The sequence below is a fragment of the Streptomyces sp. NPDC048258 genome (assembly GCF_043201995.1).
In the GTDB taxonomy this organism is placed as follows: Bacteria; Actinomycetota; Actinomycetes; order Streptomycetales; family Streptomycetaceae; genus Streptomyces.
Map to the genome: position 1 here is coordinate 220,221 of NZ_JBICZH010000009.1, position 24,206 is coordinate 244,426.

The 24,206-nt window shown below is 73.3% G+C and carries 21 protein-coding genes; 9 read left to right on the forward strand and 12 right to left on the reverse strand.

What is annotated here, in order from left to right:
- Nucleotides 1-28: 28 nt before the first annotated feature.
- Nucleotides 29-1,144: a glutamate--cysteine ligase gene (locus tag ACGFYQ_RS21885; RefSeq protein WP_393746319.1), complete on the reverse strand. Its 1,116-nt coding sequence runs from the start codon at nt 1,142-1,144 to the stop codon at nt 29-31.
- Between the two features lie 369 nt (nt 1,145-1,513).
- Here ACGFYQ_RS21885 and ACGFYQ_RS21890 point away from each other — a divergent pair, with 369 nt between their 5' ends.
- Nucleotides 1,514-2,050, forward strand: a complete 537-nt coding sequence (locus tag ACGFYQ_RS21890; protein WP_393746321.1) for a type 1 glutamine amidotransferase domain-containing protein — start codon at nt 1,514-1,516, stop codon at nt 2,048-2,050.
- Between the two features lie 96 nt (nt 2,051-2,146).
- Here the strand turns inward: ACGFYQ_RS21890 and ACGFYQ_RS21895 are convergent, their stop codons facing one another.
- Nucleotides 2,147-3,787, reverse strand: a complete 1,641-nt coding sequence (locus ACGFYQ_RS21895) for an FAD-dependent oxidoreductase (RefSeq protein WP_393746323.1) — start codon at nt 3,785-3,787, stop codon at nt 2,147-2,149.
- A gap of 148 nt (nt 3,788-3,935) precedes the next feature.
- On the opposite strand from ACGFYQ_RS21895, the gene ACGFYQ_RS21900 reads away from it, so the two are divergent.
- Together ACGFYQ_RS21900 and ACGFYQ_RS21905 are read left to right on the forward strand one after the other, a co-directional pair.
- Nucleotides 3,936-5,060 carry a SchA/CurD-like domain-containing protein gene (locus tag ACGFYQ_RS21900; RefSeq protein WP_393746325.1) on the forward strand — a complete coding sequence of 375 codons (1,125 nt, stop codon included), beginning with the start codon at nt 3,936-3,938 and terminating at the stop codon, nt 5,058-5,060.
- 12 nt (nt 5,061-5,072) lie between these two features.
- Entirely contained in the window at nt 5,073-5,330 is a 258-nt protein-coding gene (locus ACGFYQ_RS21905) for an acyl carrier protein (protein ID WP_393746327.1), read from the forward strand.
- Between the two features lie 86 nt (nt 5,331-5,416).
- On the opposite strand, the gene ACGFYQ_RS21910 is transcribed toward ACGFYQ_RS21905, so the two are convergent.
- Both ACGFYQ_RS21910 and ACGFYQ_RS21915 read right to left on the reverse strand, forming a co-directional pair.
- Nucleotides 5,417-6,493 (reverse strand): methyltransferase, encoded by a 1,077-nt coding sequence (locus ACGFYQ_RS21910; protein ID WP_393746329.1) that lies wholly within the window; start codon nt 6,491-6,493, stop codon nt 5,417-5,419.
- 35 nt (nt 6,494-6,528) lie between these two features.
- The gene (locus tag ACGFYQ_RS21915; protein ID WP_393746331.1) at nt 6,529-7,590 is read right to left on the reverse strand and encodes a nitrous oxide reductase family maturation protein NosD; all 1,062 of its coding nucleotides are present in this window, start codon (nt 7,588-7,590) and stop codon (nt 6,529-6,531) included.
- 182 nt (nt 7,591-7,772) lie between these two features.
- Here ACGFYQ_RS21915 and ACGFYQ_RS21920 point away from each other — a divergent pair, with 182 nt between their 5' ends.
- Both ACGFYQ_RS21920 and ACGFYQ_RS21925 read left to right on the forward strand, forming a co-directional pair.
- A complete protein-coding gene (locus ACGFYQ_RS21920) occupies nt 7,773-8,006 on the forward strand; it encodes a hypothetical protein (protein WP_393746333.1) in 234 nt (77 codons plus the stop codon).
- A 55-nt stretch (nt 8,007-8,061) separates the two neighbouring features.
- Nucleotides 8,062-11,877 (forward strand): helix-turn-helix domain-containing protein, encoded by a 3,816-nt coding sequence (locus ACGFYQ_RS21925; protein ID WP_393746335.1) that lies wholly within the window; start codon nt 8,062-8,064, stop codon nt 11,875-11,877.
- An 84-nt stretch (nt 11,878-11,961) separates the two neighbouring features.
- Here ACGFYQ_RS21925 and ACGFYQ_RS21930 read toward each other — a convergent pair whose 3' ends face one another.
- From ACGFYQ_RS21930 to ACGFYQ_RS21960, 7 genes are all read right to left on the reverse strand, one after another.
- Nucleotides 11,962-13,530 carry a hypothetical protein gene (locus ACGFYQ_RS21930; protein WP_393746337.1) on the reverse strand — a complete coding sequence of 523 codons (1,569 nt, stop codon included), beginning with the start codon at nt 13,528-13,530 and terminating at the stop codon, nt 11,962-11,964.
- Nucleotides 13,531-13,659: 129 nt separating this feature from the next.
- Nucleotides 13,660-13,854 (reverse strand): hypothetical protein, encoded by a 195-nt coding sequence (locus tag ACGFYQ_RS21935; RefSeq protein WP_393746339.1) that lies wholly within the window; start codon nt 13,852-13,854, stop codon nt 13,660-13,662.
- 98 nt (nt 13,855-13,952) lie between these two features.
- On the reverse strand, nt 13,953-14,612 hold the full coding sequence (locus ACGFYQ_RS21940) for an ABC transporter ATP-binding protein (RefSeq protein WP_393746341.1): 660 nt from the start codon (nt 14,610-14,612) through the stop codon (nt 13,953-13,955).
- A complete protein-coding gene (locus tag ACGFYQ_RS21945) occupies nt 14,605-15,606 on the reverse strand; it encodes an ABC transporter ATP-binding protein (protein WP_393746547.1) in 1,002 nt (333 codons plus the stop codon). The genes ACGFYQ_RS21940 and ACGFYQ_RS21945 overlap by 8 nt, the downstream gene beginning before the upstream one ends.
- A gap of 104 nt (nt 15,607-15,710) precedes the next feature.
- Nucleotides 15,711-16,586, reverse strand: coding sequence for an ABC transporter permease (locus tag ACGFYQ_RS21950; protein ID WP_393746343.1), 876 nt, complete (start codon nt 16,584-16,586; stop codon nt 15,711-15,713).
- The gene (locus ACGFYQ_RS21955) at nt 16,579-17,547 is read right to left on the reverse strand and encodes an ABC transporter permease (RefSeq protein WP_393746345.1); all 969 of its coding nucleotides are present in this window, start codon (nt 17,545-17,547) and stop codon (nt 16,579-16,581) included. The genes ACGFYQ_RS21950 and ACGFYQ_RS21955 overlap by 8 nt, the downstream gene beginning before the upstream one ends.
- Before the next feature lie 11 nt (nt 17,548-17,558).
- Nucleotides 17,559-19,157 carry an ABC transporter substrate-binding protein gene (locus ACGFYQ_RS21960; protein ID WP_393746347.1) on the reverse strand — a complete coding sequence of 533 codons (1,599 nt, stop codon included), beginning with the start codon at nt 19,155-19,157 and terminating at the stop codon, nt 17,559-17,561.
- A gap of 166 nt (nt 19,158-19,323) precedes the next feature.
- On the opposite strand from ACGFYQ_RS21960, the gene ACGFYQ_RS21965 reads away from it, so the two are divergent.
- Nucleotides 19,324-20,271, forward strand: a complete 948-nt coding sequence (locus ACGFYQ_RS21965) for a fibronectin type III domain-containing protein (RefSeq protein WP_393746349.1) — start codon at nt 19,324-19,326, stop codon at nt 20,269-20,271.
- Nucleotides 20,272-20,333: 62 nt separating this feature from the next.
- A complete protein-coding gene (locus tag ACGFYQ_RS21970; protein ID WP_393746351.1) occupies nt 20,334-22,433 on the forward strand; it encodes an ATP-binding protein in 2,100 nt (699 codons plus the stop codon).
- 146 nt (nt 22,434-22,579) lie between these two features.
- On the opposite strand, the gene ACGFYQ_RS21975 is transcribed toward ACGFYQ_RS21970, so the two are convergent.
- Nucleotides 22,580-22,765, reverse strand: a complete 186-nt coding sequence (locus tag ACGFYQ_RS21975) for a DUF5999 family protein (protein ID WP_393746353.1) — start codon at nt 22,763-22,765, stop codon at nt 22,580-22,582.
- 156 nt (nt 22,766-22,921) lie between these two features.
- Here ACGFYQ_RS21975 and ACGFYQ_RS21980 point away from each other — a divergent pair, with 156 nt between their 5' ends.
- Together ACGFYQ_RS21980 and ACGFYQ_RS21985 are read left to right on the forward strand one after the other, a co-directional pair.
- On the forward strand, nt 22,922-23,359 hold the full coding sequence (locus tag ACGFYQ_RS21980; RefSeq protein WP_393746355.1) for an SRPBCC family protein: 438 nt from the start codon (nt 22,922-22,924) through the stop codon (nt 23,357-23,359).
- Between the two features lie 67 nt (nt 23,360-23,426).
- Nucleotides 23,427-24,179, forward strand: coding sequence for a hypothetical protein (locus ACGFYQ_RS21985; protein ID WP_393746356.1), 753 nt, complete (start codon nt 23,427-23,429; stop codon nt 24,177-24,179).
- Nucleotides 24,180-24,206: the final 27 nt, after the last annotated feature.

A 24,206-nucleotide genomic window follows, 5' to 3' on the forward strand; every position in this document is an offset into this window, starting at 1 on the left:
GGGGCCCGCCACGGCTCGGGCCGCGGGATCAGTGGGCGAGCGGGGCGGCGGCGGTGGCCGTGGACACCGCGAGGCTGTCCACGACTCCCCGCAGGCTGCCCGTGCGTTCCAGGGCCGCCCGCTGACGGCTCGCGCCCGTGCCCTGGCGCCGCAGCCCGTCCCACAGCGAGTGCACGGCGTACAGGTCGCCGGCCGCTGCCAGCCCGGGCGCGGCACGCTCCAGCAGCCGCTCGACGAGCACGGCGGCGGGGTGCTCCAGGCCGCTCACCGGGTCGAGGCCCGGTCCGTCGATGCCGTGCGCCGCGGCCAGCTCGTGCGCCCTGCGCAGCATGGCCGTCGCCGGTTCGGGCGGCGGCACGTCGGCGTCGACTTCGGCCAGGAGCGTCCCGGCGAGGCCTCGTATGAGTGCGGCCAGCAGGACGACCGTGTCCAGGTCGGCGTTGACGTCGGCGACCCGGAACTCCAGCGTCGGCACGTGCTCGGAGGGCCGGGCGTACCAATAGAGCATGCGGCGGTCGAGCAGCACTCCGGAGCCGACCAGGCCGTCGACGTATTCGAGGTACCCGGGCTCGTCGAGCAGCGGGGGCGGCCCCACCGTGGGCCAGCAGGAGAAGGCGACCGACCGCCAGCTGTCGAAGCCCGTGTCCCGGCCGCAGGCGAAGGGCGAGTTCCCGGTCAGCGACTGGAACACCGGCAGCCACGGGCGCATGTGGTTCGAGAGGGTCAGCGCCCGCCCCCGCTCCAGGGCGCCGACGTGGACGTGGCATCCGCAGACCAGGCGGGAGGGGCCGACGAGGGAGGCGAAACGGCGGGCCATGCGGCGGTAGCGTTCACAGTCGGTGACCGTCAGCGGCTCCTGCGGTGCGATCACCGGGACCGCCGAGGCCACCAGCAGGCAGCCCGCGTCGCTCGCGCTCCGCGCGACGGTCCCCCGCAGTCGCACCAGCTGTTGTCGCAGGTCGGCGCGGTCGGCGGTCGGCTGCGTACAGACCTCGACCTGCGCGTTGTAGAACTCCGCCTGGACCTGGTCGCCCAGCCGGGCCGTAACGGCGCCGATCACCTCGGGTGCCCGGTTCACCGGCGTCCTGCCGACCCGGTCGACCAGCAGGTACTCCTCCTCGACACCCATGGTCAGAACGTCCATCGGCTCTCCTCTGCAGAAGGTGCCCGGCGCCTACCCGCCCGTCCCCCCAGTACACCGCCCGGTCGGCCCGTCCGCACATGAGCCGCCCGGAGCCGGGCAGGGGCAAGGGGTACCGCAGTCGCCGTACGGGCAGCGCGTACGGCCTGGATCCCGAGGAAACCCCGAGGTGAGCCGCATGGACTGGTCGAGCGAACCGGAACCCGAGGGACCCGGTCCCACCCCCGGCAGCCCGGATCCGGTGCCCCGCGATCCCGAGCCGCCGGGCGACCCGGGACCTGAGCCCCGCGGACCGCGCCCGGCTCCCGGCCGCCCGGCTCCCGGCGAGCCGCCGGCGGTCCCGGAACCCCCCGACTGAAGGAGATGAACCCGGTGCGCATCGCCTTTCTCATGGCGCCCGAAGGCGTCGAGGAGATCGAACTCACCGAGCCCTGGAAAGCCGTACTGACGGCCGGCTGGAACCCCCAGCTGGTCTCCACGAAGGCCGGCCGGATCCGTGCCTACCACCATCTCGAAAAGGCGGGCACCTATCCCGTCGACCACGTCCTCGCCGGTGGCACGGCGGACGCCTTCGACGCGCTCGTGCTGCCCGGCGGGGTCGCCAACCCCGACGCCCTGCGGCTGAACGAGCGGGCCGTCGCCTTCACGCGGAGCTTCTTCGAGGCCGGCAAACCCGTCGCCGCGATCTGCCACGCCCCCTGGACCCTGGTGGAGGCCGATGTCGTACGGGGCCGCACGCTGACCTCGTGGCCGAGCCTGGCGACCGACATCCGCAACGCGGGCGGCACCTGGGTGGACGAGGAGGTGCACGTCTGCCGCGAGGCGCCGGCCACGCTGGTCACCAGCCGCAAGCCCGGCGACCTGAACGCCTTCTGCGGCACATTCGTCGAGGAGTTCGGCGCCGGCTGAACACCACGCACGCGGGTCGGCGCGGAGCCCGACCGGCGAAAGGAGACCGGCCCTCCGCACCGCCGGGGGCGGTGCGGAGGGCCGGGTGCCGGTCGGTCAGGACAGGTACAGCAGCGCGCTCAGGACCTCGTGGAGGACGGCTTCCGGATCGGCCACGGCTTCCGCCGAGCGCCAGGCCACGAAGCCGTCCGGGCGGACGACGACCGCCCCGGTCTTCGTCGTGCCGTGGACCTCGGCCCAGTCGGCGCCCTCCTCCGTGGCCAGATCGGCCTCCGGGCTGGTGCCGATCGCGTACGCGTCCAGGCCGACCCCCAACTGCGCGGACGCGGACCGTGCCGCCGCCCGCCACGGGGTGCCCTCGGAGCTGAGCAGCACGAAGGACCGCTCGTAGAGGTCCACCGTGGACGTCCGGCCCCCGGGGCCCCGCAGCCACATGTGCGGCGCGCGCGTACCCGGCTCGCCGTTCAGCCTCATCCGTTCGGGCACGACGGGCAGTTCCGGGTCGGTGCCCAGGACGGCGCCCAGGTTGTAGCGGTAGCCCATGGCGACGGAGAGGACCCCGCCCGGCCGGCGGCCGCCGGCCGGCGCGCGGGCGGGCTCGGGCTCGTACCCCGGGTGGCTGTGCTCCGCCGAGCGGGCCGAGGCGCGCTCGCTCGTCGCCCGCGCGACGGGCAGCCGCTCGGCCTCGTAGGTCTGCAGCAGTCGCGGACCCGCCGCGCCGTTCAGCACGGCGGCGAGCTTCCAGGCGAGGTTGTGCGCGTCCTGGATACCGGTGTTCGAGCCGAACGCCCCGGTGGGGGACATCTCGTGGGCGGAATCGCCGGCGAGGAAGACCCGTCCGGTCCCGTACCGTTCGGCGACGCGCTCGGCGGCGTGCCACGGGGCCTTTCCGGTGATCTCGACGTCCAGGCCGGGCGCGCCGACGGCCCGCCGGATGTGCTCCGCGCAGCGCTCGTCGGTGAAGTCGTCCATGGTCTCGCCCCGGTCGGGGTGCCACGGCGCGTGGAAGACCCACCGTTCGCGGTTGTCGACGGGGAGCAGGGCCCCGTCCGCGCCGGGCTTGGTCAGGTAGCACACGATGAAGCGCCGGTCGCCGACCACGTCCGCGAGTCCGCGGGACCGGAAGGTGACGCTCACGTTGTGGAACAGGTCTCCGTGGCCGCTCTGACCGATGCCGAGCTGCTCCCGGACGGGGCTGCGGGGCCCGTCCGCGGCGACGAGGTAGTCGGCGCGCACGGTGCTGTGCTCCCCGGTCTCCCGGTTCTTCACGATGGCGGTCACACCGGTGTCGTCGGGGTCGAAGGAGAGGAGTTCGGTGGAGAACCGCAGGTCCGCGCCGAGTTCGGGGGTCACGGACATCAGTACCGGCTCGATGTCGTTCTGGCTGCACAGGCACCACGCCGCCGGGCTGAAGCGGGCGAGCGCACCCCCGGGGTCGATCTCCTCGAACAGCCACTCCAGGTCGTCGCCGGTCAGTGAGCCGCCCTGCATGATGCCGTGATTGTCCGCCAGGACCGAGGCGGCCTCACGAATCCGGTCCTCCACGCCGGCTACTCGGAACAGCTCCATGGTCCGTACGTTGATACCGCGTCCGCGCGGGTGCTTCGAGGTACCCGCATGCTTCTCGACCAGCATGTGCCTGATGCCGTGCCGGCCCAGAAAAAGCGAGGTGCACAGGCCCACCAGCGAGCCGCCCACGATGAGGACCGGGACGCGGTGGTCGACGTTTTCCTTCATGGCTCTTCTCATGCCCTGTGCGAGGGGCGTTCCCTCGCCCGTTCACCCGCTTGGTTCTCTCCTGTCGCGCCGATGGCAGTACCGGACCACGATCGGTTCGGGTGGCGCCGCCCCGTGGCGACCGCGATGTCTCGAAGGAGTGTGAACGATGACGACCTTGTCGGAACGGATATCCCAGTCCGCCTTCGACGGCGCGAGGCTTCGCGTCGTGCTGCTGCTGGACCTGTACGACGGGGCTCAGAATCAGTTCCTCGAGGTCTACGAGCACATGCGCCGGCAGGTGTCGTCCGTCCCAGGACACATCAGCGACGAGTTGTGCCAGTCCATCGAGAATCCCTCGCAATGGCTCATCACCAGCGAATGGGAGAGCGCACCGCGCTTCCTGTCCTGGCTGAACAGCGAGGAGCACGTCACGATGGTCAAGCCGCTGCACGACTGCGTACGCGACACCCGCTCGCTGCGGTTCAGCGTGATGCGGGAGACCGTCAGGTCCTCCGCACCGGGCAGACCCGCCGAGCCCGGCCCGATCGCAGCCTCCGCTCCCCGGCGGGGTGACGGCGTCGTACGCCATGCGCTCACCTTCACCGTCAAGCCGGGCAGCGAGGCCGTCGTCGCCGAGCTGCTGGCCGGGTACACCTCCCCGCAGGCCCGGGTGGACGACAAGACCCGGCTGCGCCGCACGTCCCTCTTCATGCACGGCAACCGGGTCGTACGGGCCGTCGAGGTGGAGGGCGACCTCCTGGCGGCCTTGCGCCATGTGGCCGAGCAGCCCGAGGTCAGGGCTCTGGAGGCAGCGCTCAATCCGTACCTGGAACAGGACCGGGACCTCAGCGACCCCGGTTCCGCCCGGATGTTCTTCACCCGGGCGGCGCTCCCCGCCGTACACCACGTGGCGTCCGGCGGGCCCGAGCCCGAAGGCGTCCGGCGGCACGCGCTGTTCTATCCCGCCAAGGACGGGTGCGGCATGGCGCTCGCGCGGCTGCTGTCCGGCCAGGACGAGGCCGCCGTGGGCGACCCGGCGAGCCCCATAGTGAGCAGCACCGTCTTCCAGCGCGACGACTTCGTCGTCCGGCTCCTGGACCTGCAGGGCAAGCTCGACGCCCGGCCGGCTCTGGCGCTCGGTGTCGAGGGCGACCACAAGGCGGCCGTGCTCGCCCGGCTGCTCGACAGCGCCAAGGACGGCGTCCCCACGACCGACGAGGAGATCTCCTGCTTCCTGCGACGCTCCGAAATGCGTCTGATCACCGACCGGCGTCCGCCGGCGCGAGCCTGAGGAGAGGTCGCCATGACCGCTCGACTGACGATGGAAGAACTGGCCGCCCTGATGCACAAGGGCGCGGGGGTCACCGTCGACCCCGCCGCGATGGCGAGCCGTCCCGAGGCGGACTTCGAGGAGTGGGGGCTCGATTCCCTGGGGCTGCTCGGCATCGTCGGGGAGCTGGAGAACCGGCACGGCCGGCCCCTGCCCCCCGACGCGGACCGGTGCAAGTCACCGCGGGAGTTCCTGGATCTCGTCAACAACGCGCTGATGACCGGCGCGTGACGCGGGAGTTCCGCGCGATCAGAGGTACCCGCGCCCCCGGGACCGGCTCCGTGCCGGTCCCGGGGGCGTCGACGCGTCGGCCGCCGTCACCCGGGTACGGTGCACTCGAACGCGTGCAGGTACGGGTTGACCGGACGGATCTCGCCGATCTCCAGGCCGGCGTCCGCCATCCGCGTGACGAGGCTGTTCTTGGTGTGCTTCGCGCCTCCCACGTTGAGCAGCAGCATCAGGTCCATGGCGGTGGTGAACTTCATCGACGGGGTGTCGTCGACCAGGTTCTCGATGATGACGACCCTGGCCCCGGGGCGGGCCGCCGCGATGACGTTCCGCAGGGTCCTGCGGGTGCTGTCGTCGTCCCACTCCAGGATGTTCTTGATGATGTACAGGTCGGCCTGCACCGGGATCGCCTCGCGGCAGTCTCCGGGGACGATGGCGGTCCGCTCGGCGAGCGGACCGCCCTCGCGGAGCCGGGGATCCGCCTTCGCCGCCACTCCTGGCAGGTCGAGCAGGACCCCTCGTACGGACGGGTGTTTCTCCAGCAGGCTCGCCAGTACGTGGCCCTGGCCGCCGCCGATGTCCGCGACCACCGAGACCCCGGTGAGGTCGAGGAGTTCCGCGACGTCCAGCGCCGACTGCATGCTGGAGGTGGTCATGGCCCGGTTGAACACGTGGGCCGACTCGTGCGCGTCCTGGTGCAGGTAGTCGAAGAACCCCTTGCCGAACAGGTCGTGGAAGACGCTCCCGCCGGAGCGCACCGCCTCGTCGAGCAGGGGCCAGGCCTGCCAGGTCCAGGGCTCCGTGCACCACAGGGAGATGTAGCGCAGGCTGTGCGGATCGTCCTCGCGCAGCAGGCGTGACATCTCCGTGTGGACGAACTTGCCGTCCTGCGTCTCCGCGAAGACGCCGTAGCAGGAGAGGGCGCGGAGCAACCGGTGCAGCGGCTTGGCCTCGCAGTCCACCGCCGACGCGAGCTCGGCCGCGGTGGCCGGCGACTCCCCGAGTGCGTCGGCGACGCCGAGCCGGGCCGCCGCGCGCACGGCGGCGGCGATCGCCGCGCCGAAGACGAGCTCGCGCAGCCGCATGGCCGACTGGGGGGCGGGGGTGGCTGTGGGAGTGGAGGTGGAGGTGGGGGTGTGGGTGGGGGTGGTGCTCACCGTGGTCATACGGCCTCGATTCCGCTGATGAGGGGGATCACGGGTCAGCACATCCCCGCGGGCTGGGAGGTCCCGCACCGGTTGCCGACGAACGTGTTGCCGGATCCCGTCCCCTGGTTGGCCAGGTCCGCCGGCTGGTTGCCCCTCACGTAGTTGTCCTTGATGACGTTGTCGGTGTTCCGGGCGCCCACGAAGCTCTTGAACAGGAGGATGCCGCCGGACAGCGGCGAGGCGCCCACGTTGCCGCGGATGGAGTTCGAACGGACGACCGTCTCCTCGGCTCCGGTGAGGACGATGCCGACGCCCTGGATGTCGGGGAGGCGGGTGTTGCCCTTGCAGAACTTGTTGTTCTCGAAGATCCAGTTGCCCCGGATGGTCATGGCCCCGGCGCCCGGCTTGCCCTCGTCGCCGACGACGAAGATCCCGCCGCAGTTGCCCGTGAGGATGTTGTCGTTGACGGCGAGGTTCCGGACCCGCCTGACCGTGACCCCGATCCGGTTGCCGGTCAGCGTGTTGTTGCGGATCACGGCACCGCCGGTGTCGGTGGCGCCGCCCTCGCGGTCGATGGTGTTGGCGACGAAGATGCCGGACTCGGCGTTGTCGCGCGCGATGTTGTTCCGGAACACCCCCCGGGTGGACCGCTCCTGGGCGATGCCCCAGGTGCCGTTGCGCTCGGCGATCACGCGCTCGACCCTCAACCGGTCGGTGCGGGTGGCCCAGATACCGCTCTTCTTGAAGCCCGTCAGCGTCAGCGACCGGATGCTCACCCGGTCCACGGTCTTCTCCGCGGCTCCTATGACGCAGATACCGTTGCCGCTCTGCGCGCAGGCGTTCTCGGCGCGCGCGGGCGCGACCGGCGGCGTGATCACGGTGTCCGGCCCCGACCCGCGCAGACTCAGGGACTTCGTGATGTTCACGCTCTCGTGGTAGGTGCCGGGCAGCACGCGGATGCGGTCTCCCGGCTGTGCGGCATCCACCGCTTGCTGGATCGATTCGCCCGGATGCACCACGTGCGTGGCCGCCTCGGCGGGCGGCGCCGCCACGCCGAGGCCTGCGGCCATGACGACTGAGATGCATGCGAGGACCGTGAGCTGTCGATTCGTCACGAAGCCGAAGTTATGGGCGATCCGGGCAATTCGCCACACTGGACAAGCGGAAGGACACAACCCGTGGGCAAACGGCCTCATTTTGAGGTCCGGACGAGTGGCCGCCCGCGCGTCGCCTTGGTGGCCCGCGACCCGCCCGCGACCCGACCACGGAACACGCCGTCGCGGACACCTGGACGGGCGTGTCGACCTCCGGCGCGCGGCCCTGCTGGTCACCGGGGGTCTCCCGGTCGCACCCCCGACGGCTGAGCAACCGGTACGGGAACCACTGGGCGCTCAACAACCAGTACGGCGGTGCGACCGCAAACCTGTGCACCGCCAGCAACGGGGGCGGCTGCGGCAGCCCGATCGCCGCCATGACCGGTGTCCACGCCGACCTGACGCCCATCAACTCGATCCGCCTCAACCGGCCGTAATCGGTCCGACCCCGGCTGTAGCCTGGGCAGTGTCATCTCACTGCCCGGGCACGCCATGGGGGATGTCTTGGGGGATCCGGACCGCCGACGGAAATCCGATCACCAGCACGAATCAGCCGACGACCAGACCACACCGCCGTTTCCCGCACAGCTGAGGCGTCTGCGTGTGCAACGCGGACTGTCCCTCGCCGACCTGGCCCGTCGGACGCACTACAGCAAGGGCTATCTCAGCAAGATCGAGACCGGCTCGAAGCGGGTGACCGCCGACGTGGCGCGCCGCTGTGACGAGGTACTGGGGGCCGGGGGCGAACTGCTGCGGATGGTACGGGAGACGGGACCGCCCGGTACCGGAGCCGATGCGGACGCCGGGACCGGGTCGGAAACCGGGCAGCAGTCGGACGGCGAGTGTCCCTACCGCGGCCTCTCGGCCTTCACGGCCCGGGACGCGGGGTGGTTCTTCGGCCGGGAGCGGGCGACGGCCGAGCTGGTCGAGCGCGTCTTCGAGCGCGTCGGGAGCGGCCCGCTGATGCTGGTCGCCCCGTCGGGCGCCGGCAAGTCGTCCCTGCTGAACGCCGGTCTCGTACCGGCTCTGCGGCGCCGGGGCGGCTTCCCGATGCCGGGCGCCGCCGCATGGCCGGTGGTGCGGTTCACTCCCACCGCGCATCCGCTGGAGGAACTGCTGGACCGCACCGCGAAGGTCCTGGGCAGCGATCCCGGCATCACCGCGCGGGAACTGCGGGACCGGCCCCAGGTGCTGCTCGAAGCCGTCCACCGGCTGTCGGACCAAGGCCGCCGGTCTCCGCCCGTCCGGCCCGTGCTGATCATCGATCAGTTCGAGGAGCTGTTCACCCTCTGCTGCGACGAGGAGGAGCGGCACGCCTTCGTACGGGTGCTGTCGGCCCTGTCCACCTCCGGGCCCGCGGTGGCCGGGCCGGACCCCGCCGTGGTGGTGCTCGGCGTACGGGCCGACTTCTCCGGGAACTGCCTGGACCTGCCGGAGCTGGCCCCGGTCTTCACGGCGGGGCTGTTCGTCCTGCCTGCGATGACCCTGGCGGAGCTGCGGGAGTCGATCACGCGTCCGGCGGAGCTCGCCGGGGTCACCCTCGAACCGGGCCTGGTCCCCCTGCTGCTGCGCGACGCCGGTCTGCGCGAGGAAGGCGAGGACACCCCCGGCCACACCCCGTCCGGCGCGCTGCCCCTGGTCTCCCACGCGCTGATGGCCACCTGGCAGCAGCGCCGGGGAGCCACCCTGACCGTCGCCGGGTACGAGCGGACCGGCGGCATCCAGGGCGCGATCGCACGGACCGCCGAGACCGTCTTCGCCCGCCTGTACCCGGCCGAGCAGCGGACGATCCGCCGCGTCCTGGTGCGCCTGGTCCACGTCGCCGACGGCGCGGGCGCGACCCGCCGCCGGATGAGCCGTACCGCCCTGATGGAACAGCTGATCGACGCGGACCGGGCCGCGGCGGCGCTCGACACCTTCGTCCGGGCCCGGCTGATCACCATGGACCGCGACACCGTCGAGATCACCCACGAGGCCCTGCTGCACGCCTGGCCGCGGCTGCGCGGCTGGATCCACGCCGACCGCTCGGGCCTGCTGATCCACCAGCAACTGGCCCACGCCGCCGCCGAATGGGAACGCGAGGGCCGCGATCCGTCGGCGCTCTACCGCGGGACCCGGCTGGACACCGCCCGCGCGTGGGCCGACGAGCTCGACGGCCGCGGCCGGCTCGGGCCGCGGGAGGAGGCCTTCCTGCGGGCGGGCCAGGCCGCGCAGGACGGCCGGGAGCGGCAGGCCCGGCGTCAGGTGCGCCTGCGGCAGTGGACGCTGGCCACGCTCGTGGTCCTGCTGGCCCTCGCCGTGGGCGCCGGCGGGCTGGCGTACCAGCAGCGCGCGGGCGCGCTCGGCCAGGAGCGCGTCGCGCGGTCACGGGCGCTCGCCCTGCAGTCCGCGTCGCTGGCCGCGGGCCAGCCGGAGGCGTCGATGCGGCTCGCCGGGGAGGCGTACCGGACGGCGGCGACCACCGAGGCGCGCGGAGCCCTGCTGAGCACCCAGTCGCAGCCGTTCATCGCCCGGCTCGGCGGGCACGGCGGGCCGGTCAACGCGGTGGCCTTCGCACCGGGGAACGGCACGCTGGCGACGGCCAGTTCGGACGGGACGGTGACGCTGCGGCGGGTGGCCGACCGCCGCACGACGGCTGCCTTCACCATGCCCGGCCGGGTCCGCGCCGTCGCCTTCAGCCCCGACGGCCGGACGCTCGCGGCCGCCTCCACGGACGGCCCCGCGCAGCTCTGGGACCTCGCGGGCGGGCGTACGGCGGCGGTCCTCGCGGCGAGCACCACCGGCGCCCGGGCCGTGGCCTTCGCGCCGGACGGGCGGACGCTCGCCGTGGCGTGCGCCGACGGGAGCGTCCGGCTGTGGGAGGCCGCCGGGGAGCACCGGGCCGTGGCCTCCCTCGACGGCCACACCGGCCGGGTCAACGCCCTGGCGTACGCGCCGGACGGCCGGACGCTGGTCTCGGCCGGCTCGGACCGGACCGTACGGCTGTGGGACCCGGTGGAGGGCCTCCCGCTGGCCGTCCTCGCCGGGCACACGGACGAGGTGCTGGGGGCGGCGTTCGCTCCGGACGGGCAGTCCGTCGCCACCGGGGGCGTCGACCGGACCGTCCGGCTGTGGGACGTGGCCGGGCGCCGGATCACCGCGACGCTGACCGGGCACAGCGACGACGTCAACGGCGTGGCCTACACGCCGGACGGGACGACGGTCGTCAGCGCCGACGGCGACGGGACGACCCGGCTGTGGGACGTGCGCGGCGGCCGGCTGACGGCGACGCTCGCCGGGCACACCGACTACGTGCTCGGTGTGGCGGTGGACTCCGCCGGCGCGGTACTGGCCACCGCCGGGTTCGACCAGTCGGTGGTGCTGTGGGACCTGCGCGGCCCGGTGCTGGCGTCGCGGCCGTTCACGGAGGTCTGGCACGCCGCGTACAGCCCCGACGGCAGACTGCTGGCCACCGCCGAGGCGGATCACGCGGTGCGCGTGTGGGACGTGGCGGAGCGACGGATCGTGGCCACGTTCGAGGGGCACACCGAGACCGTGTTCGCGGTGGCCTTCGCCCCCGACGGGCGGACCCTGGCCTCGGCGGGCTCCGACGGCACGGTCCGGCTCTGGGACGTGGCCGCTCACGCACCGGCGGCCACCCTCACCGGCCGGGGCGGGACCGTGTTCTCGGTGGCCTACGCCCCCGACGGACGGACGCTCGCCGCTGCCGGCGCGGACGGCACGGTGCGGCTGTGGGACGTCCCGGCACGCCGCCAACTGGCCGTGCTCACCGGTCACACGGACTTCGCCAACGACGTGGTCTTCAGTCCCGACGGGCGCACCCTGGCGAGCGCCGGCGACGATCTGACCGTACGGCTGTGGGACGTCTCGGCGCGCGGTGCGGGTGGAGTCCGTCAACTGGCCGCGCTCACCGGCCATACGGGCGCCGTCCGGGGCGTGGCCTTCAGTCCGGACGGGCGGACCCTCGCCAGCAGCGGCAACGACGGGACCGTGCGCCTGTGGGACGCCCGCCGCCGGCGCTTCGAGGCGGCGCTCACCGGGCACACCGGCTCCGCGCGGGGCATCGCCTTCTCCCCCGACGGCCGGACCCTGGCCAGCAGCGGCAACGACCGTACGGTGCGGCTGTGGGACGTGGCCGGGCGCCGTCCGGTGGCCGCGCTGAGCGGTCACGCCAGCGCGGTGTGGGGGGTCTCCTTCGCCCCCGACGGGCGGACGGTGGCCAGCAGCAGCACGGACGGAACCGTACGGCTCTGGAGTCTGGACGTCGGGGCCCGGCTCGCGGAGATCTCCAGGATCCCCCGGCGATGACGAGGAGGGTGCGGGCGGCGGGGGCCGCCGGCCCCCGATCCGGCCGGACACGGGTCTCGTGCCGGCCGGCTCCGACAGGCGGGGTCAGCCGCCGTCGCGGACCGCGACGATGCCGTTGAAGACGCCGACGTACGCGGTGCCGTCGGGGCCGAGGGTGATCGGGGCCCAGTTGTTGTCGTACAGCGCGCCGGTGCCCGTCAGCTGCCGCCAGCGGCGCTCACCGGTGCGGAAGTCCACCGCGGTGAGGTACCAGGCGTCGACGCCCCAGAAGTTGGGCTCCTTCTCGTAGAAGTAGAGCAGCCCGTTCCCGGTGGAGAGCTTCGGAACGACGGAGGGCGAGCGGATCGCGCTCTCCCACACCGTGTCGCAGCCGCTGCCGTCGGCGCGGACGTCGATGCGGGCCGCGCCGCCGACGACGGACTTGCCCAGCAGCAGCGTGGTGGGGTTCTCGTAGCCGTAGTTGTTCTCGACGACGATGCTGTTGCCCCAGGTGATCAGGGAGTTGTCGGTGGTCGAGGCGCCGGAGCCGAACACCGGCACCTTGCAGACCAGCCGCCGGTCCGCGGGGACGTCCGCGCCACGCCTGTAGACCAGGACGTTCATCCGGTCGTCGGCGTTGTCGGTGATGGCGACGTAGCCGTTGCCGAAGAGGTCCGGGGTGGTGCCCGAGCCCTGGTTCACGGAGCCGGGCTTCGTCCCGGTGCCGCGGTCGTACGTCTGGCGCCACTGCGCCTCGGGGGTGCCGTCGGCGGCGGCGCGGAAGCTGTAGAGCGCGTGGTCGGTGACGATGGAGACGCCGTCCTCGGCGACCGAGAACGAGTTCTGGATCTCCTCGCCGTCGAGCCGGACGGAGCGGATCTCCGAGGTCGCCGGATCCACGGTGCCGACGCGGCCCTGGCGGGTGACCCACCAGATGCGGCCGTCCCAGTCGGGCATGACGGAGGTGACGGGGTCACAGGTGCCGCTGGGCCACAGGTTGGCCCAGCTGACGCAGTCATGCGGGACCTGGCCGGTGAGGTCCCAGTCGTCCTCGACGGTGAACCTCCAGCTGCCGTCGGGGTTCTGCGCGTGGGCGAGCCGCAGGATGTGCTGGCGGGAGTCGGCCAGCACCGCCCGGTCCTGGTCGTCCAGGTAGAAGTAGGCGCCGCCCGAGGTGTCCTTGAAGATCTTCGAGAAGTCCAGCGAGGTGATCGCCTCGACCGTCGAGGAACGCTGCGGGAGCTGGTACTCCGCGAGCGTGGCGAGCGTGCGGGGTTCCAGGAGCTTGACCTTGAAGCCCGAGAAGGTGCCGCACACCGTGACGAGCCGGCCGCCCGCGTCGAAGGTGGCGGTGGCGCACTCCCCGCCGAGGGCGGCGATCTTCTCGCTGGTCACCCGCGGGTTCCTGCCGAGCGGCCCGGACCAGGGGGACGTGGCGCTGCCGGCCGCGTCGGAGTGCATGCCGCTGCGGCCGTTGGGCGCGAGGAAGGGGTGCTGCGGCGGAGCCTCGCCGGGCAGCGGTGCGGCGGCCGCGGGGCTGCCGTCGTAGTGGCTGATCAGGCGGTGGCCGGGGGCCTTGGGTATCTCGTCGGCCTGGGCCGACGGGACTCCGTACATCACCGTGAACGCGGCGACGACCGGGACCACAGCGCAGTTCAGCGCTCTTCGGAACATCCGGGCTCCTCCGTTTCTCTTCAGTTCTGTTGACATCACGTCTGACATCGCGCCGCCGCCAGACGCTAGATCGCACTGCCCGAGGAGTCCATGGAGGAGCCGGATGATTCACGAAGGCGCAACAGTCGATCAAGGATTGAGGCTGGAGACCACGTTCGCGGTGGCCGTCAGACCGTCGTGGATGGTCGCGGCCATGCTGCTGCTCGCGAGGTAGAAGCCGAGCAGCACGCAGATGACGGCGTGCGAGAACTTGAGCCCGCCGCTGCGCACGAAGATCCAGGCGAGGATGAGGAGCAGGACGACCACCGAGAGGGAAATCACCATCGAAACCTCCTTACTCGGCGCCATGGTGGCGCAGTCAGGGGTGCCGACGGGCGAAAGACGTGTCCGCCGTACGGGTGTTGACCGTCCGTGACGGACGGTCAGTCCTTGACGATCTCGTTCCAGTGGGCCGTACGGTCGCACCAGCGCCCCAACAGCACCGGATCGTGGCCGACGGCGAGGAGGCCCGCGCCGGTCTCGGCCCGGTACTCCTCGACCACGGTGACCAGCGCGGCCGCGGTGGAGGCGTCCAGCATCGCGGTCATCTCGTCGCAGACCAGCCAGCGCGGCCGCAGCACCAGGGCCCGGGCCAGACAGGCGCGTTGCAGCTGGCCGTCGCTGACCTCGTGGGGGCGGCGGGTGAGCAGATCTCCGCCGAGGCCGACACGTTCCGTCAACTCGGCGACGCGCGCTTCCACTTCCGTACGACGGCCCGTCGCCCGGAGCGGTTCGGCGACGAGGTCGCGCAGCCTGAGGCGGGGGTCCGCGGCCGGCCGGGGCTGCTGGAAGACGAGGCCGACGCTGGTGCGCAGGGAGCGCTGGGCCCGATGGGCGAAGCCGGTCACGGTGTGGCCGTCGAGGGCGACGGTCCCGCGGTCGGGGCGGTGCAGCAGGGCGGCGACCCGGGCGAGGGTGGACTTGCCGCAGCCGCTGGGCCCCAGCAGGCCGAGGGACTCGCCGGGGCGCAGGGTGAGGTGCGCGCCGCGGACGACGGGGGTGCGGCGGTCGTAGCCCGCGGTGATGTCCTTGAGCTCAAGCATGGTGGCAGGCCACCCCTTCGGTGAGCACGGGCCGCTCCGCGCGGCAGACCCGGTCCGCGGCTACGCAGCGGGCGGCGAAGGCGCAGCCGGCCGGGAGGGCGCCGAGTTCGGGCGGGAAGCCGGGAATGGGGGTGAAGGCGCGCTCGGGGAGGGCGTCGAGCAGACGCCGGGCGTAGGGGTGGCGGGGGCCGGACCTGCCGAAGAAGGCCTCGGCCGACGTCAGTTCGACGATCCGGCCGGCGTACATGACGGCGACGGTGTCGGCGATCCGCTCGGCCGCCACGAGGTCGTGCGTGATCATCAGCAGCGCCCGGCCGGCGTCGCGGGTGTGGGCGCGCAGCTCGTCGACGGTGCGGTGGACGAGGTCGCGGTCCAGCCCGGTGGTCGGCTCGTCGGCGAGGAGCAGCGGCGCGTCACCGATGAGGGCGAGGGCGGTGGCGGCGCGCTGGGCGAGCCCGCCGGAGAGCTGGTGCGGGTAGCGGTCGAGGTGGGAGGCGGGGAAGGCGGCTCGCTGGGCCGCCGCCTCCGCCGCGAAGCGCAGGGCGGCCTTGCCGAGTCGTTTCCGGGGGGCGGGCCGGTCGGCCCCGTCGGGGCCGGCGCCCTGGCCGGCCGCGCCCGGCAGCCGCGGTCCGGTCGCCGTGGCCGGGCTCGCGCGGCCGGCGCCGCCGCCGGCCAGTTCGCGGACGGTCTCCTCCAGGTGGGCCCGGATGGTGCGGACCGGGGTGAGGTGCGCGGCCGGGCTCTGCGGGACCAGGCCGATGCGGCGGCCCCGTACGGCCCGGGCGAGGGTCCGCTCGTCGGCGGCGAGCACGTCCAGCCCGTCGGCGAGCCGGGCCGACCCGGCGGTCTCGGCGTTGCCGGGGAGCAGGCCGAGCAGGGCGGAGGCGAGGACGGACTTGCCGCAGCCGCTCTCGCCGACGAGGGCGAGGCACTCGCCGGGGGCGAGGGAGAAGCCGGCACCGGTGACGGCCTCGACGTACCGGCCCGCGGGCATGCGGAAGCGGACGGAGAGGTTCTCGACGCGTAGGACGGCCTCGGCGGGGCCGGGGCGGGGGCCGTCGGCTCCGGCGGAGCGGGCGGGGACGGGGGCCGGGGGTGTCACAGGGTCAGCTCCGAGCGGCGCCGGGGGTTCTGGTGGTCCCGCCAGGCGCCCGCGAGACCGGCGATCGCCAGTGTGGGAATGATCAGGAGGAGGCCGGGGAAGAGCGTGGGCCACCAGTCCCCGGCGAGCAGCGAGCCGCGCGCGGTCTGCACGAGGCCGCCCAGGCTGGCCTGGTGGGACGGCAGGCCCAGGCCCAGGAAGGACAGGGCCGACTCGTGCCACATCGCGTGCGGGATCATCAGCACCGCGGCGAGGCCCGCCTGCGGGAGGACGCCGGGCACCAGGTGCCGTACGGCGACCCGCCATCGCGAGGCGCCGCCCGAGATCGCCGCGTCCACGTACGGGCGGCCGCGCAGGGACAGTACTTCCGCGCGGACGATGCGGGCCGTCGACAGCCAGTGGGTGACGGCCACGGAGGCGACCACGGGCCAGACCCCGGGGCGGAACATCGCCACGATGAAGACGCCCAGCAGCAGGTGCGGGATCGAGGACAGCGTGTCCACGGCCCGCATCACCAGCCGGTCCGTCCAGCCGCCCAGCGCCCCCGCGGCCGCGCCCACCGCCGTGCCGATCACCGTGGCGGCCAGCGCCGCCACCAGGCCGACCAGCAGGGAGACCCGCAACCCGTACACACAGCGCAGCAGCAGGTCGCGTCCCACGTCGTCGGTACCGAAGGGATGGGACCACGAGGGCGCTCGGAGCCTTGCCGACAAGTCGATCGCCTGCTGGTCCAGTTGGGCCAGCGGCGGAACCAGCAGCACCGCGAGCACGATCAGCGCCACGGTCACGGCCGAGGCACGCACGCGCAGCGTGCGCGCACCGCGCCGGGCCCGCCCGACGGGCCTCCACACCGTGTCAGCCACGTCAGCCATCGAAGCCCACCCTCGGGTCCGCGAGCCCGTACAGCACGTCGGACAGCAGGTTCCCGGCCAGCACCGCCGCCGTGGCCAGCACTGCCAGCGCCGCCAGCAGCGGGAAGTCCACCGAGGTGGCCGCCTGTACGGTCGCCGCCGCGATCCCCGGCCAGCTGAAGACGGTCTCCACCAGCAGCGCGCCGGTGATCAGTTCAGGCACCCGGGAGCCGATGAGCGTCAGCACCGGCAGCATGCCGGAGCGCAGGCCGTGCCCGAGCAGGACGCGCCGCTCCGCCAGCCCCCGCGCGCGGGCCCCGCGGACGGGATCCTCCGCCAGCGCGTCGGCCACGCCCTGGCGGACGTACAGGAAGAACCACGGGAGTTGGGACATCCCGAGCACCAGCGCGGGGAGCACCAGGTGCGGGACGACCTGGCCGAAGGTGACCGTTTCGCTGCCCGCGTCCGTCAGACCGCCCGAGGGCAGCAGGCCGAGGCGCACGGAGAAGAACCAGATGGCCAGCAGCCCCAGCCAGAAGGCCGGGGCGGCCTCCAGGGTGTAGGCGAGCGCGGACACGCACCGGTCCAGCGGGCCGCCCGGCCGGCGCGCGGCGAGCACTCCGAGCACCGCGCCCGCGAGCACCGCGACCGCGAAGGCGCAGCCCGCGAGCAGCGCCGACCAGCCCACCCGCTCCACGATGACGTCGGCGACGGGCCGGCGCATGACCGAGGACGTGCCGAGGTCGCCGGTGAGCGCGGAGGTCAGCCAGTCCCACCACCGGGCGACCAGCGGCCGGTCCACGCCGAGGTTGGTCCGCAGCTGGTCGAGCCGGGCCTGCGAGGCCGTGAGGCCCGCGGTGCCGGCGTAGGCCTTGACGGGGTCGAAGGGGGACAGCGCGGCGATGGCGAAGACCCCGAAGGTGACGGCGAGCAGGACCGGGGCGGCGAACAGGGTCCGCCGCCCCGCCATGCGCGCCGTCATCGCGGCTCGGCTCACTTCTGCTTCGGCTTCCAGCTCTCGACGTTCCACCAGGGGCCGGAGCCGAGGCCGTGGTCGTGCGGCTCGACCTGGGTGGTGAGCCCCTCCCACCTGTCGTCGACGACGTACACGTGGTCGATGTGGGTGAGGAAGACGTAGCCCGGGTTCTTCACGAGTTCGCGCTGCACCGTGTCGTACGCGGCCCTGCGCGCGGCCTGGTCACCGCTCCGCCGCCCGTCGACGAGGGCGCTGTCCACGGCCGGGTTTGCGTACCGGGCCATGTTGTTGAAGCCGTCGCCGCCGAGCGCGGAGGTGAGCAGCTGGTACTGGTCGAAGTCCGGGTCGGCCGGGGAGCCGCCGCCCGCGAGGACGGCCTCGGTCTTCATCCGCGGCTCGATGACCTCCCAGGTCCCGGCCTCGGCCTTGACCTCGATGCCGGCCTTCTTGGCGTCGGAGGCGAAGGCGAGCGCGTGGTCCTGGCGGATCTTGTCGCCGGAGGTGTACCAGAGCGGGAAGGAGGCGCGGACGCCGTCCTTGACGCGGATGCCGTCCTCGCCCGCCTTCCAGCCGGCGTCGTCGAGGATCCTCTTCGCCCGGTCGAGGTCGTACGGGCGCTCCGTGCCCGCCGCGAACCAGGGGCTGCCGGTAGGGACCGGGCCGTAGGCGGGCTTGCCCGCGCCGTCCAGGAGCTTGTCGACCATGGCGCCCCGGTCGACGGCGATGTCGAGCGCCTGACGGACCGCCACGTCGCCGGTGACCGCGTGGTGCGTCGGCAGGGTCACGGTGCGGTAGTCGAAGGTCTTGGCCGCGTACGTCCGGCGCGCCTTGTCGCCCGTGCCGTGCTGATCGCCGAGGGCCCTGGCCAGGTTCGGCGGCAGGATCGCCGCGTCCAGCTCGCCCGACCGCAGCCGGGTGGCGCGGACGTCGTCGTCCTTGATGACGGCCATGGTGAACTTCTTCACCGCGGGCTCGCCGCCCCAGTAGCCGGGGTTGGCCGTGAAGCTGAGCTTCTCGCCCTTGGACCAGCCGGTCAGCAGGTACGGGCCGGTGCCGACGGGCCGGGTGGTGAAGTCGCCGCTGTTGACGTCCTGCCTGCCCGCGATGTGCTCGGGGGCGATCGGCAGCACGGTCCGCTCGGCGAACGGCGCGTAGGGGTACTTGAGGGTGAAGACGACCGTGTCCCCGCCGCGCGCCTCGACGCCCGCGATCGCGTCCAGCTCGGTCTTGGAGGCGTTGTTCGTCTTCGCGTCGAGGATCGTCCGGTAGGTGAAGGCGACGTCCTCGGCCGAGAAGGGCGCTCCGTCGCTGAACTTCACGCCCCGGCGCAGCGTGTAGGTGTAGGTGAGCCCGTCCGCCGAGACCTCCGGCAGGGCCTCGGCCAGCGCTGGCTTGAGCCTCATGTCCGCGTCGTGCGTGAGCAGCCCGTCGAAGATCTTGGAGTTGCCGTCCTTGCCGTAGCCCAGCAGCGGGCTGAGGCTCTCGGGCTCGGTCGCGATGCCGACCACGGCGGAGTCCGCGCCTGCGGCTGCGGGGTGGGAACAGGCCGCCGTGCCCGTGATGAGTGCGGCGGCCAGCGTCGCGGCGGCCACTCCCCGTGCTGTCCGGGCCGTCATGCAGTGCACATCCTTGTTCGCGATCAATTGTTATTGCAAAGAGCTCGCAATAATGCCAGACGTGATCAGAAGAAGACGAACCGGGCACGGCAGGGGTCTTGCCCGGCCTCCGGCCCCCGTGCCATATATGTCTAGACCTTTACGAGGAAGCGGAGGATGGCACCCCGTGCGACGCACCGCCCCGACCCTCGCCCTGTGCCTGGCCCTCGCCGGCCCGGCGGCGTGCACCGCGCCCGACACCGAGCCCCCGCCCGCACCCGCGGGGCTCACCGCACAGGCCGGCAGCGCCACCACCGTGCACGTCATGTGGGAGGCGGCCGCGGAGCGCGACGGGGTGACCGGCTACCAGGTCTTCGAAGCGGGCCGCCTGGTCCGCGAACTCCCGGCCGACAAGAGCATGGTGGACATCACCGGCCTCACCCCGCAGACCGCCTACGCCTTCACGGTCCGCGCCGAGGACGCCGCCGGGAACCTCTCCGGGACGGGTCCGGCCGCCTCGGCGACCACCCCGGCCGCCACCGCCGAGGACCGCCGGGCGCCCACCGCCCCGGCCGCCACCACGGGCCGGGCCACCGGACCCCGGGCCGCCGGGCTGTCCTGGTCCGCCGCGACGGACGACACGGGCGTGACGGCGTACGACGTCTACCAGGGCGGTGTCCGGATCCACACCGTCGGCCCCGGGGAGACCTCCACCGCCCTGAGCGGCCTCCGGCCGGACACCGTCTACACGTTCACCGTGCGGGCCCGCGACGGGGCCGACAACTCCTCCCCCGACGGCCCGGCGGTGGACGTGACCACCCCGCCCGCCTCCGGCGACGGACCGGGCACCGCACCCGCCGAGTTCACGGCGACCGCCTCACCCGGCACGGTCACCCTCTCCTGGACCGCCCCGGACACCGGCCGCGAGACCAGCGAGTACGAGCTGTACGTCAACGGACGGCCCACCACCGTCATCCAGTTCGGCGCCGGCGCGGTACCCAGCGGACGGGCGGAGCACCGGATCGCGGTGACCGAGCCGGCCGGTACGGTATGGGCGGTGAAACTGCGCGCCCGGCTGCCCGACGGCAACTGGGGAGCTTTCTCGGCGGAGCGGACAGTCACCCTCAAAGCGTGAAATCAGGCAGCGATCTGGCCTGAACGGCATTGGCGTGAAAGAAGATCACGCACAATACATCCGTGTTCGGTGAGTACTCGGTCAACAACAATCAGGCAGATTCCGCGGGCGGCGGTGCTGCGCCGGACTCTGGCGCCGCGCCGGGAAACCTGCCGCCGGAATCGGCGAGCTTCGTCGGCCGGGAACGCGAACTCCGCCTCCTCGACGGCCTGTTGCGCGAGCGCAGGCTGGTCACGCTCACCGGGGTGGGCGGTGTCGGCAAGTCCCGGCTCGCCCTGCGGGCCACCACCGCGGCCGGCCGCGCACGGCGCGACGGCGTCTGGTGGGTGGAGCTGTCGCCGCTGCGCGACCCCGCTCTGCTCGCCACGACCGTCGCCCACGCCGTCGGCCTCGCCGACCACTCCGCACGCTCCCTCGACGAGGAGTTGTGCGCGTGGATGGCCGACAAGGACCTCCTTCTCGTGCTCGACACCTGCGAGCACCTGGTGACCGACTGCCGGCACCTGGTGGGTGAACTCCTGCAGTCCGCACCCGGGCTGACGGTTCTGATCACTTCCCGGGAGCCGCTCGGCTCCCCCTGCGAGGAGGTCGTCGAGATCCGCCCGCTGCCCTGCGAAGGGCCCGACAGCGACGCCCTCGCCCTCTTCCGCGCCCGAGCCCTCGCCGCCACCCCGCAGGCGTCGGCCGCCTTCGAGGACGCCGGCCGGACCGCGGTCGCGGCCGAGCTCTGCCGCCGCCTCGACGGGATCCCGCTCGCCCTGGAACTGGCCGGCGCCCGGATGCGGTTGTGGACGCTGGAGCAGATGGCCGCGCGGATCGGCGAGCGCTTCGACGTGCTCGCCGACACCCGGGCCGTCCTGCTGCCCCGGCACCGGACGATGCGGACCACGATCGGCTGGAGCCACGAGCTGTGCGAGCCGCTGGAACGGCTGCTGTGGGCCCGGCTCTCGGTCTTCACCGGGGACTTCGACGTCGCCGCCGCGCGCGCCGTGTGCGCGGGCGGCCCGCTGCCCGCCTCCCGGGTCGAGCGGGTACTGGCGGGCCTGGTCGCCAAGTCGGTCGTCCGGCGCACCGAGGAGCGGGGCGCCGGATCCCGCTACCGGATGCTGGACACGATCCGCGAGTACGGGCACGACTGGCTGGACGAGCTCGGCGAGACGCGGATCGTCGCCGACCGGCACGCCCACTGGTACGGGGCGCTCTCCCAGGCCGCCGACCGGGGCTGGCTGGGCCCCGGGCAGGTGGACTGGTACCGCAGGATGACCGCCGAGCACGCGCAGCTGCGTACGGCCCTGGAGCATCTGCTGGGCTCCGACCCGACGGCGGCGCTGGAGATGGCCGGGGCGCTGTGGTTCTACTGGTTCGCGTGCGGGCACGTGCACGAGGGCCGCGGCTTCCTGGAACGGGCGCTGCGCGCCGCCCCGGCCACGGGAGCCGCCCACCACCAGGCCCTGTGGGCCCTCGGACTCACCGCGCTGCTCCAGGGCGACATGGACACGGCACGCCGGACCGGCGAGGAGTGCACCCGGGCGGCGGCCCTGCTCGCGGACCCCGAGCGGGAGCTGCGCGCGGCCTACCTGCACGCCGTGTCGGTGCTGATGCCGGGCGACCCCGTACGGGCCCTCGCGCTGGCCGGTCCGCGGGCGCGGGCAGGCCACGGCGGGCGGACCAGCGCTCCGGGCTGGCTCCTGTGCAAGCTGGCCACCAGCTACGCCCTGTGCGATCTGCGGCGCTTCGACGAGGCCACCGAGGAGGCGCGGGACCTGCGGGAGTCCTGCGCGGAGCTGGGCGAGCGCTGGCTGCGGGCGTACGCCGACTACGTCCTGGCGGTGGCCGCGCTGGGCCTGGGCGACCACGGGGAGGCGGCCCGGCACGTGCGGGCCATGCTGTCCGGCAAACGGCTGCTGGGCGACCGCTTCGGCATCGCGCTGGGCCTGGACCTGCTGGCCGCGGCGGTGGCGGGACTGGGCGACGGGGAGCTGGCGGCTCGGCTGCTGGGCACCGGGCACGCCTGGTGGCGCACGGTCGGCCGGCCGCAGATGGGCGGCTCGCCCTCGCTGACGGCCCTGCGGGACCAGGGCGAGCGGACGGCCAGGGCGGCGATCGGCGACGCCGCGTTCGAGGCGGCGTTCCGGGGCGGCGCCGCGGCGTCCACCGGCTGACCGGCAGCCGGTGGACGTCCTCGTAAGTCCTGGGCTCCCGTCAGTACGGGAGGGGTCTGCCCGACGGTGTGCGCAGGTCCAGGTCTCGGGGGGCTGGCTTGGGGACGGGCTTGCGGATCAGCTGCTGGCGCATGCTGCCTCCTCGCTCAGACCAGGGCCGGGCGGCGGGGTTCCACCGCGCGGCCGTCGGGGAGCAGTTCACCGGTGTCGTCGAAGACGACGGCGCCGTTGCACAGCAGGCTCCAGCCCTGTTCGGGGTGGAAGGCCACCGTACGGGCGGCATCGCGGTCTGCGCTGTCTACGGCAGGGCAGGGGGGCTGGTGGGAGCACATCGGCGCACCTCCTCGCAAAGTGGGGCGGGAGGGCCGGTGGTCACCCGGTCGAATCCGCGATCCACGGTGGCGGTGAGTATTGCTGATCGCCACCCCCGGACGGAACCCATATTCGCGGTCCAGTTCAGGGTGTGTATGCCCGATTACCATGCGCTCATGCCCGCTATCCGGTTCGTTCACCGTACGCACCTGCCGGCCTCCGAGGCCTGGCTGAGGCTGACGGACTGGGAGCGCCACGGCGCGCAGGTCCCCTTCACCCGGACGATCATCGCGACGGAGCCTCCGACACGCGTCGGAACGCTCTTCACGGCACGCACGGGCGTGGCCAGGATCACATTCGACGACCCGATGGAGGTCGTGCTCTGGCGGCCGCCCGAGGGGCTCTCGGAGGGACTCGTGAAGGTCGTCAAGCACGGCCGCGTGATCCTGGGCTGGGCGGAGATCGCGATCCGTCCCCTTCCGGCGGGCGGCTCGGAGATCGTCTGGACCGAGGAGCTGCGTCTGCGCGGGCTCCCCCGCCTGCTCGACCCGGTGGTCGCGGCGGCCGGCCGGTTCGTCTTCTCCCGCGCCCTGCACGGCATTCTGCGCCCGTAGGAGGCGGGGTTAGGGTTCGACCCGTCACCACGACCGGTGATCACCGCGAGCACGAGGGGGATCTCCCGTGGCCACCCCGCCACCGCCGCAGCACCAGGGCCCGTACTCCTGGCAGCAGCAGCCGCCCTGGCACGCCGGCCCGTACGTTCCGCACCAGCCCCCGGGACCGGGCCCGTACGCCCCCCTCACGCCGGAGCAGGGCGCGTACGGCTGCCGGGTCTGCGGGGCGCTGCCCGTCGCGGACACGACCGTCCACGGTCATCAGGGGATGATCGTGCTGATGCGCTTCCTCAGCCGCAAGGGGCCGTTCTGCCGCGACTGCGGGCTCGCCGTCGTCCGCGACATGTCCGCGAAGACCCTCTGGCAGGGCTGGTGGGGCCCGCTGTCGGTGCTCATCACGCCGGTCACCCTGCTGACCAACCTCGGCCCGTGGGGCAGGCTGCGCAAGCTCGGTCCGCCGGTGGGCGGCGCCATGCCCCCGCTCGACCCGGGCAAGCCGCTGTGGCGGCGCCCCCCGGCGCTGGCCGGCCTCGTCCCGCTGCTCGCCGTGATCCTCGCGTTCCCGGCCCTGCTCGTGATCGGCCTGGTGGTGGGCGACGACAGCGGGCCGAGGGAGCTGTCCGTGGGCACGTGCGTGCAGGACGCGGACCGCTTCCGCACCGAGAAGCTGGTCGTGGAGGGCTGCGATTCCGCGCTGGCCAAGTACCGGATCACCAAGCGGCTGGACACCCCCGGCGCGACCTGTGCGGAGGGCGAGCTGATCAGCGTCTCCGAGCGCAGCCTGGAGGCCGCGCCCCTCTGCCTCGCACCGTGGCGCTGAGGCCCGTCCCGGGCCCCCCGCACCACG

Coding starts and splice junctions, on each gene's coding strand:
- ACGFYQ_RS21955 (WP_393746345.1), bottom strand. CDS start 17,547: ATGACGGCGCGCATGGCGGGGCGGCGGACCCTGTTCGCCGCCCCGGTC.
- ACGFYQ_RS21935 (WP_393746339.1), bottom strand. CDS start 13,854: ATGGTGATTTCCCTCTCGGTGGTCGTCCTGCTCCTCATCCTCGCCTGG.
- ACGFYQ_RS21960 (WP_393746347.1), bottom strand. CDS start 19,157: ATGACGGCCCGGACAGCACGGGGAGTGGCCGCCGCGACGCTGGCCGCC.
- ACGFYQ_RS21945 (WP_393746547.1), bottom strand. CDS start 15,606: ATGCCCGCGGGCCGGTACGTCGAGGCCGTCACCGGTGCCGGCTTCTCC.
- ACGFYQ_RS21910 (WP_393746329.1), bottom strand. CDS start 6,493: ATGACCACGGTGAGCACCACCCCCACCCACACCCCCACCTCCACCTCC.
- ACGFYQ_RS21905 (WP_393746327.1), top strand. CDS start 5,073: ATGACCGCTCGACTGACGATGGAAGAACTGGCCGCCCTGATGCACAAG.
- ACGFYQ_RS21925 (WP_393746335.1), top strand. CDS start 8,062: ATGGGGGATGTCTTGGGGGATCCGGACCGCCGACGGAAATCCGATCAC.
- ACGFYQ_RS21980 (WP_393746355.1), top strand. CDS start 22,922: ATGCCCGCTATCCGGTTCGTTCACCGTACGCACCTGCCGGCCTCCGAG.
- ACGFYQ_RS21940 (WP_393746341.1), bottom strand. CDS start 14,612: ATGCTTGAGCTCAAGGACATCACCGCGGGCTACGACCGCCGCACCCCC.
- ACGFYQ_RS21885 (WP_393746319.1), bottom strand. CDS start 1,144: ATGGACGTTCTGACCATGGGTGTCGAGGAGGAGTACCTGCTGGTCGAC.
- ACGFYQ_RS21900 (WP_393746325.1), top strand. CDS start 3,936: ATGACGACCTTGTCGGAACGGATATCCCAGTCCGCCTTCGACGGCGCG.
- ACGFYQ_RS21895 (WP_393746323.1), bottom strand. CDS start 3,787: ATGAAGGAAAACGTCGACCACCGCGTCCCGGTCCTCATCGTGGGCGGC.
- ACGFYQ_RS21975 (WP_393746353.1), bottom strand. CDS start 22,765: ATGTGCTCCCACCAGCCCCCCTGCCCTGCCGTAGACAGCGCAGACCGC.
- ACGFYQ_RS21930 (WP_393746337.1), bottom strand. CDS start 13,530: ATGTTCCGAAGAGCGCTGAACTGCGCTGTGGTCCCGGTCGTCGCCGCG.
- ACGFYQ_RS21950 (WP_393746343.1), bottom strand. CDS start 16,586: ATGGCTGACGTGGCTGACACGGTGTGGAGGCCCGTCGGGCGGGCCCGG.